At 41.8% G+C, this 12572-nt stretch carries 15 protein-coding genes; 7 read left to right on the top strand and 8 right to left on the bottom strand.

Annotated elements, in window-relative coordinates; genetic code table 11:
- Window positions 1-119: 119 nt before the first annotated feature.
- Both V7K61_RS23025 and V7K61_RS23030 read left to right on the top strand, forming a co-directional pair.
- Window positions 120-2642: an endonuclease MutS2 gene (locus V7K61_RS23025; protein ID WP_335056833.1), complete on the top strand. Its 2523-nt coding sequence runs from the start codon at window positions 120-122 to the stop codon at window positions 2640-2642.
- A gap of 14 nt (window positions 2643-2656) precedes the next feature.
- Complete coding sequence (locus tag V7K61_RS23030) at window positions 2657-3307, top strand: Uma2 family endonuclease (protein ID WP_335056834.1); 651 nt, start codon at window positions 2657-2659, stop codon at window positions 3305-3307.
- A gap of 19 nt (window positions 3308-3326) precedes the next feature.
- Here V7K61_RS23030 and V7K61_RS23035 read toward each other — a convergent pair whose 3' ends face one another.
- Window positions 3327-4304: a molybdate ABC transporter substrate-binding protein gene (locus tag V7K61_RS23035; RefSeq protein WP_335056836.1), complete on the bottom strand. Its 978-nt coding sequence runs from the start codon at window positions 4302-4304 to the stop codon at window positions 3327-3329.
- 740 nt (window positions 4305-5044) lie between these two features.
- Between V7K61_RS23035 and V7K61_RS23040 the strand changes: the two genes are divergently transcribed.
- The 3 genes from V7K61_RS23040 to V7K61_RS23050 all read left to right on the top strand — a co-directional run bounded on the left by V7K61_RS23040 (window position 5045) and on the right by V7K61_RS23050 (window position 8101).
- A complete protein-coding gene (locus tag V7K61_RS23040; RefSeq protein WP_334717290.1) occupies window positions 5045-5650 on the top strand; it encodes a DUF3038 domain-containing protein in 606 nt (201 codons plus the stop codon).
- 249 nt (window positions 5651-5899) lie between these two features.
- A complete protein-coding gene (locus V7K61_RS23045) occupies window positions 5900-7540 on the top strand; it encodes a DUF4335 domain-containing protein (protein WP_335056838.1) in 1641 nt (546 codons plus the stop codon).
- Between the two features lie 276 nt (window positions 7541-7816).
- Window positions 7817-8101: a YiaA/YiaB family inner membrane protein gene (locus V7K61_RS23050; protein WP_094348435.1), complete on the top strand. Its 285-nt coding sequence runs from the start codon at window positions 7817-7819 to the stop codon at window positions 8099-8101.
- Window positions 8102-8220: 119 nt separating this feature from the next.
- Here V7K61_RS23050 and V7K61_RS23055 read toward each other — a convergent pair whose 3' ends face one another.
- The 3 genes from V7K61_RS23055 to V7K61_RS23065 are packed head-to-tail and all read right to left on the bottom strand — an operon-like array spanning window position 8221 to window position 9317.
- Complete coding sequence (locus V7K61_RS23055) at window positions 8221-8682, bottom strand: ferredoxin (RefSeq protein WP_335056840.1); 462 nt, start codon at window positions 8680-8682, stop codon at window positions 8221-8223.
- Window positions 8682-9068, bottom strand: a complete 387-nt coding sequence (locus V7K61_RS23060; protein WP_012406942.1) for a DUF1257 domain-containing protein — start codon at window positions 9066-9068, stop codon at window positions 8682-8684. Before V7K61_RS23060 ends, V7K61_RS23055 begins: the two co-directional genes overlap by 1 nt.
- A gap of 39 nt (window positions 9069-9107) precedes the next feature.
- Window positions 9108-9317, bottom strand: coding sequence for a DUF2997 domain-containing protein (locus V7K61_RS23065; protein ID WP_334898110.1), 210 nt, complete (start codon window positions 9315-9317; stop codon window positions 9108-9110).
- 567 nt (window positions 9318-9884) lie between these two features.
- Between V7K61_RS23065 and V7K61_RS23070 the strand changes: the two genes are divergently transcribed.
- Window positions 9885-10430 (top strand): protein-tyrosine phosphatase family protein, encoded by a 546-nt coding sequence (locus V7K61_RS23070; RefSeq protein WP_335056842.1) that lies wholly within the window; start codon window positions 9885-9887, stop codon window positions 10428-10430.
- Between the two features lie 45 nt (window positions 10431-10475).
- Window positions 10476-11165: an SAM-dependent methyltransferase gene (locus tag V7K61_RS23075; RefSeq protein ID WP_335056844.1), complete on the top strand. Its 690-nt coding sequence runs from the start codon at window positions 10476-10478 to the stop codon at window positions 11163-11165.
- 54 nt (window positions 11166-11219) lie between these two features.
- Here V7K61_RS23075 and V7K61_RS23080 read toward each other — a convergent pair whose 3' ends face one another.
- The 4 genes from V7K61_RS23080 to V7K61_RS23095 form a co-directional block, all read right to left on the bottom strand.
- Complete coding sequence (locus V7K61_RS23080; RefSeq protein WP_104901101.1) at window positions 11220-11549, bottom strand: type II toxin-antitoxin system PemK/MazF family toxin; 330 nt, start codon at window positions 11547-11549, stop codon at window positions 11220-11222.
- On the bottom strand, window positions 11537-11797 hold the full coding sequence (locus V7K61_RS23085; protein WP_335056847.1) for an AbrB/MazE/SpoVT family DNA-binding domain-containing protein: 261 nt from the start codon (window positions 11795-11797) through the stop codon (window positions 11537-11539). Before V7K61_RS23085 ends, V7K61_RS23080 begins: the two co-directional genes overlap by 13 nt.
- Window positions 11798-11946: 149 nt before the next feature.
- Window positions 11947-12294, bottom strand: a complete 348-nt coding sequence (locus V7K61_RS23090; RefSeq protein WP_335056849.1) for a type II toxin-antitoxin system RelE/ParE family toxin — start codon at window positions 12292-12294, stop codon at window positions 11947-11949.
- Window positions 12291-12545: a hypothetical protein gene (locus V7K61_RS23095; protein WP_094348428.1), complete on the bottom strand. Its 255-nt coding sequence runs from the start codon at window positions 12543-12545 to the stop codon at window positions 12291-12293. The genes V7K61_RS23090 and V7K61_RS23095 overlap by 4 nt, the downstream gene beginning before the upstream one ends.
- Window positions 12546-12572 lie beyond the last annotated feature (27 nt).

A 12572-nucleotide genomic window follows, 5' to 3' on the forward strand; every position in this document is an offset into this window, starting at 1 on the left:
TACTTGGCTATTGCCACGGACTAGCTGGCTGATTGAATCAAAGCAAAATTTTCTCCTTTAAGATTTATCCATCTAGCAGCTAGAATTGTTACCATAATTTCAGATTAGATGTTGAAACCTTGATCCAATCTGAAACCTTAGAATTATTAGAATGGCCTCGCCTGTGCCAGCACCTTGCCACCTTTGCCGCAACTAAGCTGGGGGCGACAGCTGCGCGTCATCTGAAAATACCTGATTCTCAGACCCAAAGCGAACTGTTGTTAGAGCAAACTAAAGAAATCTACCAACTGGAAACTCGCCTGACTACGGGACTGGCATTTGAGGGAATTCAAGATATTGGCGATTCCTTAGAACGAGCAGAACGCAGTGGAGTTTTGGCAGGGGAGGAACTGTTAGCGATCGCTACTACCCTCTCTGGTGCCAGAAATTTGCGCCGTGTCATCGACAATCAGGAAGATTTGCCAATACTGACTGAGTTAGTTGCCGATTTGCGGACTTATCCCGAACTAGAACAAGAAATTCACCGCTGTATTGATGAACGGGCCCAGGTAACTGACCGCGCGAGTCAAAAACTGGGAGAAATTCGTACAGATTTGCGGCGATTACGCAGCCAAATTACTCAAAAGCTGCAAAATATCTTACAGGCAAAATCTGGCGCAGTTCAAGAACAGCTGATTACGCAACGGAGCGATCGCTTTGTTATCCCCGTAAAAGCACCGCAAAAAGATGCCATCCCCGGTATTGTTCACGATACCTCTACCAGCGGTGCCACCCTGTACGTAGAACCGAATTCGGTAGTACCTCTAGGCAACCAACTGCGGCAAATCATCCGAAGAGAGCAAGCCGAAGAAGAAACGATTCGCCGCGTTTTGACAGAACTTGTAGCCGCAGTCAAACCAGATTTGGAGAGGTTGTTAGCGATCGCTACTACTTTGGATTTGGCAACTGCGAGATCGCGATATAGTTTCTGGCTAGGAGCGAACCCCCCGCGATTTATCCAGCGTGAAGACAATGAAATCATTACCTTGCGGAATTTGCGACATCCATTGTTAGTGTGGCAACAACAGCACGAACAAGGGCAACCAGTAGTTCCTGTAAATTTGCTGATCAACCCGCTAATTCGGGTGGTGACGATTACAGGGCCCAATACTGGCGGTAAAACTGTAACCTTAAAAACTTTGGGGTTAGCAGCATTGATGGCCAAAGTGGGTTTATTTGTCCCCGCCCGCGAACCAGTAGAAATACCTTGGTTTGATAAAGTGCTGGCAGATATTGGCGATGAACAATCCTTACAGCAGAGTTTATCCACATTTTCTGGACACATCCGCCGGATTAGTCGGATTTTGGAAGCATTGGGGAATGGGGAAGTAGAGGAGCAGGGGAGCGGGGGAGCAGGGGAGCAGGGGAGCAGAGGAGCAGAGGAGCAGGGGAGCAGGGGAGCAGGGGAGCAGGAGACTGGAGTTATTTTTCCAGCACTCAGCACTCAAGACTCAGCACTCAGCACTCAGCACTCAGCACTCGTTTTACTTGATGAAGTTGGCGCAGGAACCGATCCAGTGGAAGGTAGTGCTTTAGCGATCGCCTTGTTGCAATATCTCGCCAACCATTCCCAGCTAACGATCGCTACCACTCATTTCGGGGAACTGAAAGCCCTGAAATACGAAGACGATCGGTTTGAAAATGCCTCTGTAGAATTTGACGAAAGTACTCTGTCACCTACTTATCGTCTGCTGTGGGGCATCCCCGGACGTTCTAATGCTCTGACAATTGCCCTGCGCTTGGGATTAAAACCAGAAGTGGTGCAACAGGCAAAAACCCAAGTGGGAGAGGCCACAGATGAAGTTAACCAGGTGATTGCTGGGTTAGAAGCGCAACGCCGCCGCCAAGAAACCAAAGCTGCGGAAGCCCAAGTTTTGTTGCAGCAAGCGGAACGTTTATACAAAGAAGTATCAGCAAAAGCCGCAAGTTTGGAGGAAAGGGAAAGCAGTTTACGGGCTTCACAGGAAATAGCAGTGCAACAAGCGATCGCTCAGGCAAAAGGTGAAATTGCCCAAGTAATCCGCCGTTTGCAGAAAGGTACGCCCACAGCCCAAGAAGCGCAGCAAGCAACTAATGCTTTAAATCAAATTGGCCAGCAATATCAGCCAGCAACGCCAGCCAAACCAAAAGTTGGGTTTATGCCTAAAGTAGGCGATCGCGTCCGCATTCCAAAATTGGGGCAGATAGCAGATGTAATCGCCGCCCCCGATGAAGATGGCGAGTTAAGCGTTCGCTTTGGGCTAATGAAGATGAACGTGAAGTTGCAAGATGTAGAATCTCTAGATGGTCAAAAACCGGAACCAGTTGTTAAAGCCAAACCAGCCCCAGCAGCAGTAACCCCCCCACCGCCAGTTGTCCCAGAAATTCGGACTTCCAAAAATACCATCGATTTGCGTGGAAAACGAGTAGCTGATGCCGAATACATTTTAGATAAAGCCATCTCGGAAGCTACAGGGCCAGTCTGGATTATTCACGGGTACGGCACTGGTAAGCTACGACAAGGAGTTCACGCCTTTTTGCAACAGCATCCCAGAGTGAACAACTACGAACCAGCAGAACAAGCAGATGGCGGTAGTGGTGTTACCGTTGCTCACATAAAATAAAGAGCAGGAATGCTATGTTACTTGAACTGAATCAACTAATTATAAGAGCCGGTCATCAGTTGTTGATTAAAGATGTCTCCTGGTCGGCATACAAACGCATTTTAGTGGAATTGGGAGACAATCGCAGTTCTCGCATAGCTTACAGCCAAGGGGTACTGGAAATAATGGCTCCATTACCAGAACATGAAGTAGCTAAAGTTATTATTGGGGACTTGGTAAAAGTTTTATTAGAAGAACTCGATCTGGAATTTTGGAGTTTGGGTTCTACGACTTTTGATAAGGAAAATATGGATGCTGGGGTAGAACCCGATGATTGTTTCTATATCCAAAATGAAGCTATAATTAGGGGCAAAGATAGAATCAATTTAGAAACCGACCCGCCTCCAGATTTGGCTATTGAAATTGATATTACCTCCCGGACTCGTTTTAATAATTATCAAGCTTTGAGAGTACCGGAACTGTGGCGATGGAATGGAAGCAAGTTGGAAATCAACGTGCTGTTCGATGGTAAATATATAGAATCAAATACCAGTTCTATTTTTCCCAATATCCCAATTTTCCAAGCGATTCCCGAATATTTGATGCAGAGTAAAAGCAATGGCAGAAATGCGACAATGAAAGCATTTCGTGCGTGGATAAGACAGAAAATTAGTAGCCCGATTTAGTTGAAATTGTCATAAATGGCTACTCAAAAAGGTTGTGGCATCCTTGTTCTGCATCTCCGTTAACAATTTTGATTAATTGCTTTTTGACCAATACTTGTTTTTTATTCAGGATAAAAGCTACACCTACCGCCAGCAAAATTCCACCCCCACCTTGGTGTTTGGGAACAGAAGTAGAAGGTTCGCTAAATCCATACTTTGCTAAAATTTCTTGCCCTTTTGGTGACAAGATGTATTCAGCTAATTTTTCACCATCAGGATCGGCGTTTTTTAGTGTAGTCAGTCCATAATTAGCTTTCGTTGCTAAATAGTCGGGTAACTCTACTATTTGCAAATTTTCACCACCTTCTGTTGCTTGGGCAGTCTTGCCACTGGTGTAATAAGCTAAAAATATATCTGCTTGTTTTGTTTGTTCTAAAAAGTAGACTAAATTATTTTTGCCATTAGGAACTATAGGAGCATTAGGATTACCACCTACTAACTGTAATGCTTTATTCTTCAGAATTTGAGAATTACTAGATTTAATCTGATTGGCTTTATCAAATATTTCCCATGCATAGTCACCAGATGGATCTGCTATGGGCGTTGAAGTTCCTAACTTGATTTCGGGTTTTAGCAAAAAGTCCAACAAATTATCTGACGTGATACCAAGTCCCGATCTGACAACAGCAGTCATGCGGTTGCTAGTGAAGTTCACTACAGGTTCACTCAAACCTTCTTCAAATAATGTTTGAGGGTTATTAATATCTGCACTGGCAAAAACATCTGCGGATTTTCCAGTTTCAGAGAATTCTTGTTCTATAAATTCTCGTGTTAAACCAGACGGGCCAAATCGCGTTTCTACTGGAATTCCATACTTTTCGTTAAAAGATTCAGCTACTTCTGTGAGACTATCGCGCAAACTTCCTGCACCGTATAGCTTAACTGCAAATGCCTGAGTTGGCAAAGTCACACCGACAGCACAAGCTATCAGTGAAAAGGCAAAAAAATGCTTTTTCATAGTTGTTATATTATTGCGTTGCTATTCCTACTGAGTGAATTATCTGTAACCCATACTGAAGCATGGGTTTTGGTAAATATCTAAATTATTACCTCTGCCCATTAACTTTATAAATGAGTTCTGATATGTGCGTGGTTTGTGGTTAGAGTTATACTACCAACTAAGTTGGAATAAATCAATCGCCCAACATCTTCAAACGCTGACTTTATCAAATTTTTAAGTTTGTCATCAGTTTTATTCATGGAGGCGTCAATCGTCCTGATGTTGCCCAGCCTATACTGAAATAACAGGCTGCACACAAGTAAAACTAAGTTGGGATAATGTCCAGCAGCAAAAAGTGCCTTGAGCAAACAGGTAAAATATTTTTAGAGTAATTATGTATACATTAAGACAAAGTAATAAATATCAAGAAATTTCAAAATTTAAAACCGCAAACAAATTAGGAGGTATTCTACATAATTACTTAGCGATCGCTAGCGGTTAGCATTCAAAACAATAGTTTATTTATACTCTGATACTGAGCTAACAGCGAAAGTCGGGTAAACCTTAATTAGAATTGATAATTTTTCACTTTGTCGAAAATAAATTTTCATCTAGAGTAAGACAAAGATACCCACTGTTTACCACATAAAAAAGCCAGATGAAGCCTCTGGCTCGTAGCTATGGGAAACCAAGCTTGATTCTTAAGAGTCTGGTTTCAAAATGGGTAACAGCAACATCCCCTATCAGCTCGATCACCTATGCTAAAAGTTATGCACTCGGCCGCCAACTCAGCCACTCCAAATTCCCAGTGGGAGGATTTAATCAAGCTTCCAGCCCCAAATACAGTTCAATGGGACAATATCAAAACCCAATTAGACTTGGTGCTGTTGGCGTTAGAAACCTTAACTGGGATTGGTTCAGAGGCAATGCTTTCGGCGGCAACCGATCTGAATTTAGAGTCAAGAGTGCCAGACCGCGTAGCTTTATGGCGACTGCGCCAATCAAATCCCCTACGCAAAGGTCAAGGAGGGCGAAAAAAGCTAGATGTCGAAGAAGCGCGATCGCTTGTTTTGATCATCTGCTACCTAGCCAAACAGCACCAGGAATTGATTCGCCGCGCTGTTGGTCTGTTAGAACAAATGGCAGAAAATAACCGGGAACCTCACCAGGCTGCTTTACTTGGAGACTATATTGATGCTTTTTGCAACACCTACCAAGAGAGGATGGAAGAGGACGAGCAAATCTCAACGGATTTACTAACCAACCTGGCCCTAAAACTGCTTATAGATTTACTTTTTTACAGCGCTCCTGGTGGGCATCGCCGTCTCTGGCTAGCACTTATAGACCGTTCAACAAAATTTTAAATTTTAGATTTGAAATTCTTCAACCAAAATTTGCTCATGAAAGTTTGCTAGGTAAGGATTCCTTTTTGATGGTCATTAGCTCTTGGGCGATGCACTATCAGCAATGCTTCCTCCTTGCACGCCAGTTTGCATAACAGAAGGAACCTGACAAATTGCTAAGTGGAGGAATCCACCGTTCCAACTTTTCTTTGCAAGCAACTGGCTCAATTTTTGCAAAATCCCAATATAGTCTTCTTCGCAGTTCCTGTCATGCCTCTATCAAATTCAGTTATTCGTTGCTACACACCACCAACTTGCACACTAGAAGTATTCGCACAAAGCTCACCTCTGTCTCGTTGGATGGGGAAAACTGTCCTCAAACATCTGAGTTTTGAGCTACGTTTTGACGATCCCCGACTACCAGAAGAACAAAGAGTTCCAATTCGGGGCGATCGCGAGCAACTCGAAGCTTTATGTGATGCTGTCACCAACTATGTACAGCAGTTTCTCCAACAGTCTCCAGAAAGCTTTTGGGTCAGTTTCTCCAGTACCCAAGAATCAAGCACAGCACTGGATGAGCCAGAATTAAAGTCTTCAACAAAAACATTAAATGCCTTTAGTAACCAGATTCCAGGAGCAAATATCCACTTAGAACCAAGCAGCTATTTAACTCACAACCTATTTCTTGGTTCTCTTGCCAACTATTCATCTGGCCCCGTAATTCAACTCAGTTTGCTGCAACTATTCGATTTGGCAAGTGCTTTAGATGAATATTCAACTGATGTCATGGCACTTCCAACTCTCAACAGCACAGGTTCAACTCTGAGGTTTCCTGCTTGGGCACCTATTGCGGCAGTATTAGTATTAGGTGTAGGTTTTTTACCAGTTACTTGGCAATATGCTAACAATATTAGAGAAAAGCAACAGCAGACAGCCAAAACATCAGATTCAACAGCGGTAAAAACTGCTCTAGAACCTTCATCCTCACTAAACTTTCCCACGCCTGAACCTGGGCTAACCCCGCCATCAAATAATTTGCTAGGTTCCACCCCTCCACTTTCCACATCCACTTTACCCCAAGCGCCTCTAACAGCTCCTAGTTCTAGTTTCTCTCCAGCGCTACCAAATACATTGACAATACCTCAAGGGACGACTGCAACCCTTCCTAGTAATCGAGCGATGCCTCCGGCGAGCTTCTCTACAAGTCGCTCCGCGAACACTAACGCACCATCCAGCAAAATCCCAGGTCAGGAAATTGCCATATTACCAAATCTTGGACAGAATCCAACCGGGTCAAATTCCCAACCCGGTGTTATCCCTCAACTGCGGAATTTGCCACCCAGACTATCTTCTAACGCCAATAGCTTACCAACTAATATCTCACCAGTCCTGCCTCCATCTCTTGATACCATACCCAATAATAATCGTGTCAATACCCCAACCCAACCCTCCCCACTAACCTCACAACAACTAGACGAAAGAATCAGTTCCTTACAGCAATCTTCTGCTGGAGAGAAACCTACTTCACAACTTCCCTCCTCTAGAACCGCTGCTAATAATCCATTTATCGATCAATTAGGGGACGCAGGTAAAAACCCCACATCCAGAGAAGTAGCTACTGGCACATTATTTGACACAACTCAAATAGCAGAAGCTAGAGAATATCTAACAAAGCGTTGGCAACCACCTACTGGACTGGGACAAACATTAGAGTACAGTTTGATAGTTGGTGTTGACGGCACAATTGAACGAATTTTCCCCCTTAATAAAGCAGCAAGAGAATTCGTTGATAACGCTGGGATGCCTGAAGTTGGCAAACCTTTTGTTTCCGCTAATAAAAATGGACAAAATGTCAGAATTCGAGTTGTTCTCAGTCCTGATGGCAAGGTACAGACTTTTCCAGATGAATAACTAAACTCATCCTTTTAATGCCACTTGTAAAACTGGTACAAATCTTGTGCCAGTTTCTACTTATTACAATTGCTCTTGAGCTTACCTGTTGAAGTCCAGTTATGAAACTGGTCTTAGTATTGATACCAGTAAACTTACTAATAAATATAATTACTGTTAACACCAATTCTCCAAAACTAAACTATAGATACAAGTCTGGAAACCCAGATTAAATCTTACGCTTCTTAATTACGAATTAAGAATTGGTATTAATAACTCATATCAAAGGTAAGAAATATGCAAACAATTGGTACCCAAAAAGACAGTGCAGCTTGGGTTATTCAAACTTGGGCAGCTTTTGTGATTTCTATTTCTATGACCACCTTTGGTATTGTAAACTTACCTGTAAATGGGTGGGTGAAAGGCTTTATGGGTATGGGTATGGCTTTCTCTGTTGGCTCAACTTTTACTTTGGCAAAAACTACTAGAGACTTGCATGAAACAAGAAGATTAACCGCTAGGTTAGATGAGGCAAAAGTAGAAAAATTACTTTCACAACACGATCCTCTAAATTTCAAATGAAGGGAGTTAGCCCTTACAGGGAATTCAAAATTATCCTTGCATCAGAAATTAACTACATAACGAAAAACAAAAGGACTGGATATACCAGTCCTTTATTATATTGATTTAACGTTTTTATCTTAATAACGGGATTTTTTGGTTTTTAACTTTTGCTTTTTACGCCGACTTTCGCTAGCAGCAACTGCATGTTCTACAGGATAACCCACTATAGGAATTACCTGATATTTGCGCTCGTCTTCTAACTTTCTCAGTTCAGTGTAATCAACCCAATGAATGCAATCAACCGGACAAGTGTCAATTGCTTCTTGGATAATTTCTTCAGCGTCCCCATCTTGCCGAACCACGCGCGATCGCCCGTAATCTGGTTCAATATAAAAGGTGTTACGCGCAACATGAGCGCAATGCTTGCAACCAATACAGGTGATTTCGTCAACATAAACACCATTTTGGCGTAGCATACCACCCAATTCCGGTTCTAAACCAGAACGTTCTGGGGCATCCCGTAAAAAACCCCCTAATTCTGGTTCAAAACCGGAACGGTTATCTTCTTGTTCTTCCGGCGACGGCAGAAAATCAGCCATTACGCACTCCAGCGCTGTACTACCAGGCGAATTGAACCATCTTCATTTTTTTGTTGTTCAGAAACTTGAAAACCAACACGAGCGGTTTCTTTGACAACTGTTTGATAAGCATAGCGCTGTGTTACTTGGCGCAAAAATCCGTCTACAGACAAATCTTGCTGCCAATATTGCAAGTCAGCCACCAGTTCATATTCTTTGCCATTCCATCTAAAACCGATGTCATAGCCATTTTCCTGCTCAATACTAACTTCCGCAGGATGGGTTTGACCGCGATAGCCACGGACTTCCCGTGGGCCGGGTTTCCAGTCTACGCCCAATTCAGTTAAAGCATCTTTCAAAGAATCAAGGTTACGGATTTGAGTCTTAATTTGGCTAAAGTGTGACATGGTGGTTGTGAATTAATAACACTAAACTACTGTGAAAACTTACCAATCGCTGTAAGTGGTGTGTGTATTCGCCACATTAGATTGCTGCACCTTCGCGGCGAAATATTCTGAGGTTGGCTCATGATTAACTACTTGCCCCAGCTGTGCCTCTATTGCTGCTGTAACTTCAGCGCAAGAATTACCCACAATGCCAGTGACTTTCTCTTGTACCCGACCGTCTGGATAGATTATGAACTCTAATGTCTCCATTCTTTTGGTCAACCAGGATAAGTACGCTTAAATTGTACTGCCTTAGCAGAAGGCTACAAATATAGCCGTAGGAACATATTTAGATACAAACTTGCCATTTGTTAACTAATGTTCCATGTTTCAACATATATATCTCAGAATCTTAACGAAACTTATTAGTATTATAAGCACATACATCAGTATTTAGTTAGTTTCTCTTAACCTCATTGATTAGTCAAGGTAACTACTGGAGCTAGCTAGGTAAGCTGCAAAAGTCCTAAGAATAAGCATTAGAGGTAGTATAGCCAGCAAGATAATTCACAAAAATATAAAATTTATTGAAAAACTTTATTCTTAGTATTCGATCTACCTTATTATTTTTCAGATAGGTTGGATACATTGCAGTATCAGTCTAAAGCAAGATAATGGGGTATACGTAGGTATTGTATTAGGCCTTTGATATAGTTACCTTAGCTGGCATCGGTTGTAGGGAGATTTTTAAACTGCGATCGCTGAAAGCGTTGGCACTGCGATCGCTATTTTCTGCTATTGGTGAGATTTACCAACCTTGACTCTAGACAGTTAAATATGTACAAGTTTGCCCCAGCTTGCGAGAAAGAGCAAATAGTCTTTGGTGCTGCGCGACCTGGATACACTGACAAGAATGTTCAGGATTGGATAGAATTCATGAAGCGCCAAAATATCAAGCGTGTTTGCTGTCTTCTTGATGAACAACAGCTAGCTTCTTACTCCGATCTTCTAAACATATACAAACAGGAATTTGGGAATCAGTTGGTTTGTTGGGCACCAATTGCAGATTTTCATTTATCTGATTTAGAAAACCTCACACAGAAAATACTTCCTTTCTTAATAGAAGCAGATAAAGAAAATGAGAAAGTTGTTGTACACTGTTCTGGTGGAATTGGACGTACAGGACATGTTTTAGCGGCATGGCTAGTTAGTGTCCGAGGATTATCAAATCAAGCTGCAATAAATGCTGTTAAAAGAACAGGTAGAAATCCTTATGAAGCTGCGATCGCTGCTGTATTTAGAGGTAGAAATCCCTTGACAGTTGTAAAAGAACTTAACGTGCTTCTGAATGATTGCCGTCTAGCAGTAGATAAAACATTTTGAGTTTACTATTATCTTGTTTAATCAGTCCTTTGCGAGGTAAATTATATGGCAATGGTTCTAGATAAAGTAGTTCCTTTTGGGAGGTCAATGGATGAATATATAAAAATATTCAATTTAACAAATGCTGATTTAAATAAAAGAATCATTGGGATTGGGGATGGGCCAGCAAGCTTCAATGCAGAAATGACACGTCAAGGTAAAAGTGTAGTTTCTGTTGATCCACTTTACCAATTTTCTGGCGATGAGATATTGCAAAGATTTAATGAAGTGGTAGATAACATCATTAACCAAGTCAAAGCTACATCAAATGATTGGGTATGGAGCTATCATAAATCCCCAGATGATTTACGACACAATAGAGTAAAAGTTATTCAAGAATTTCTGTCTGATTATGAAACTAGCAAAAAAAGCAACAGATACGCAGTCGGTGAATTGCCAAAATTAGCTTATGATAATCAAGAGTTTGATATAGCTCTTTGTTCGCATTTATTATTTTTATATTCAGATCATCTCGATTACGATTTTCACTTAAATTCAGTAGGTGAGATGTTGCGTATTGCTAAAGAAGTTAGAATATTTCCCCTGATAACTTTAATGTGGAAGCATTCACAACATTTAGATGAAATAGTTAAATATTACACTTCAAAAGGTTATAAAATAGATATTGAAAAGGTTGAATACGAACTCCAGCCTGGTGGGAATCAGATGTTGAAAATAACCAGAGATGTTATATAACTCGTAGCCATAAAGAATTGGCATAACCTCCGGTTTATAGAATTATTAGGCATATTATTCAGCAAACATTTCAGCCAAGGTATCTAAAACTGCTTTTTGTTCATCAGAGTCAATCTGACCTAGCTTTTTGACTAATCGGGTTTTGTCAACTGTACGAATTTGATCTAGAACTATTTGCCCATCCTTACCCTGAAACTCACAAGCAACACGAGTCGGATAAGACTGTCCTTTAGTTGTCATCGGAGCAACAATAACCGTGGCAATATATTTATTCATCTCATCTGGTGAAATTACTACACAGGGTCTTGTCTTTTGAATCTCACTGCCAATGGTTGGGTCGAGGTTAACCAAAAACACATCAAATCGATTGACTACCACTCCCACTCTAGATGCTCCCACTCTGTAGTTACGGTATCATCGAGCAGTGCATCGTCGTGTTGCTTCGCCATTCTTGCAAATGCTTCATCCCACCCCTTGCGCGATTGAGAGGCAGCACGGACAATTAGGTGACAATCTTGAATTTCAATTTCTACCTCTTCACCAATACCACTTTGTTCCAGCAGAAGTTTAGGAATACGGATACCTTGAGAATTCCCGATTTTAACGATACGGGTTCTAATTGCTGTCCCCATGAGGATACTTGTCCTTAATTGTAATTACATTGTGATTACTAATCAGGCTTTTGTCAACAAGCGCTCAATTTTTAAGTAATTTTTAATGCGATCGCTTTGCTGGTATATGTTTAATATGCTCCAGAATAGCCCCGTGCGCTTGCTAGTCTTTAGGTCGTCTCAAAGTTATCCGGTGCTTCGCCAAGAGTCTGCTGTGCAGCGTGACGGATATGAAGAACACGCACTGTCGAGATTTCTTGTCCTGCCAAAATTGTGAAAATTATTCGGTATAAGTTGCGTCCTCGACCGTAAAGTATCTGGCGAATTTCTTGGCTAAAATAATCATTTTCTCTAGCTAGAGAACATCGGCTTGGCATTTGCGATAAAGACTCAATGACTTGTAGTAATCCTGCATACCACTGACTTGCCCTTTCAGGAGAAGTAACTTGAGATAACTGCAAAAATGCGCTGTCTGCTTCTGCTTCAGCTACACTAGAGATTTCAATGCGGTATTTCATAAATCGGCTGGCAGATTATACTTGCGACGTTGCTCGTCAGCAAAATCATCAAATGAACGGAATCTACCCGCTTCAAAGTCTTCTAATCCTTGCTGAATACCCTTAATAGCTGCTTCTGAGTCTTGCACCTCCCACTCTAGGACAGCCTCTAGCAATTGGGCTGCAACGAAACTAACATCTTGTCCCTGCTGTGTAGCTTTCTCGCGCAGTCGTGCTTCTAATTCTGGGCTAAGGGAAACAACGATCGCCATAATCGGATATTTTGCTTCAGGTTTATA

The organism is Nostoc sp. (genome assembly GCF_036918015.1).
Taxonomy (GTDB): Bacteria; Cyanobacteriota; Cyanobacteriia; order Cyanobacteriales; family Nostocaceae; genus Nostoc.

Bases quoted from the DNA above. Each gene is read 5' to 3' on its own strand.
- V7K61_RS23035 (WP_335056836.1), bottom strand. From the start codon at position 4,304: ATGAAAAAGCATTTTTTTGCCTTTTCACTGATAGCTTGTGCTGTCGGT.
- V7K61_RS23030 (WP_335056834.1), top strand. From the start codon at position 2,657: ATGTTACTTGAACTGAATCAACTAATTATAAGAGCCGGTCATCAGTTG.
- V7K61_RS23050 (WP_094348435.1), top strand. From the start codon at position 7,817: ATGCAAACAATTGGTACCCAAAAAGACAGTGCAGCTTGGGTTATTCAA.
- V7K61_RS23055 (WP_335056840.1), bottom strand. From the start codon at position 8,682: ATGGCTGATTTTCTGCCGTCGCCGGAAGAACAAGAAGATAACCGTTCC.
- V7K61_RS23065 (WP_334898110.1), bottom strand. From the start codon at position 9,317: ATGGAGACATTAGAGTTCATAATCTATCCAGACGGTCGGGTACAAGAG.
- V7K61_RS23095 (WP_094348428.1), bottom strand. From the start codon at position 12,545: ATGGCGATCGTTGTTTCCCTTAGCCCAGAATTAGAAGCACGACTGCGC.
- V7K61_RS23070 (WP_335056842.1), top strand. From the start codon at position 9,885: ATGTACAAGTTTGCCCCAGCTTGCGAGAAAGAGCAAATAGTCTTTGGT.
- V7K61_RS23075 (WP_335056844.1), top strand. From the start codon at position 10,476: ATGGCAATGGTTCTAGATAAAGTAGTTCCTTTTGGGAGGTCAATGGAT.
- V7K61_RS23040 (WP_334717290.1), top strand. From the start codon at position 5,045: ATGCTAAAAGTTATGCACTCGGCCGCCAACTCAGCCACTCCAAATTCC.
- V7K61_RS23090 (WP_335056849.1), bottom strand. From the start codon at position 12,294: ATGAAATACCGCATTGAAATCTCTAGTGTAGCTGAAGCAGAAGCAGAC.
- V7K61_RS23045 (WP_335056838.1), top strand. From the start codon at position 5,900: ATGCCTCTATCAAATTCAGTTATTCGTTGCTACACACCACCAACTTGC.
- V7K61_RS23085 (WP_335056847.1), bottom strand. From the start codon at position 11,797: ATGGGGACAGCAATTAGAACCCGTATCGTTAAAATCGGGAATTCTCAA.
- V7K61_RS23060 (WP_012406942.1), bottom strand. From the start codon at position 9,068: ATGTCACACTTTAGCCAAATTAAGACTCAAATCCGTAACCTTGATTCT.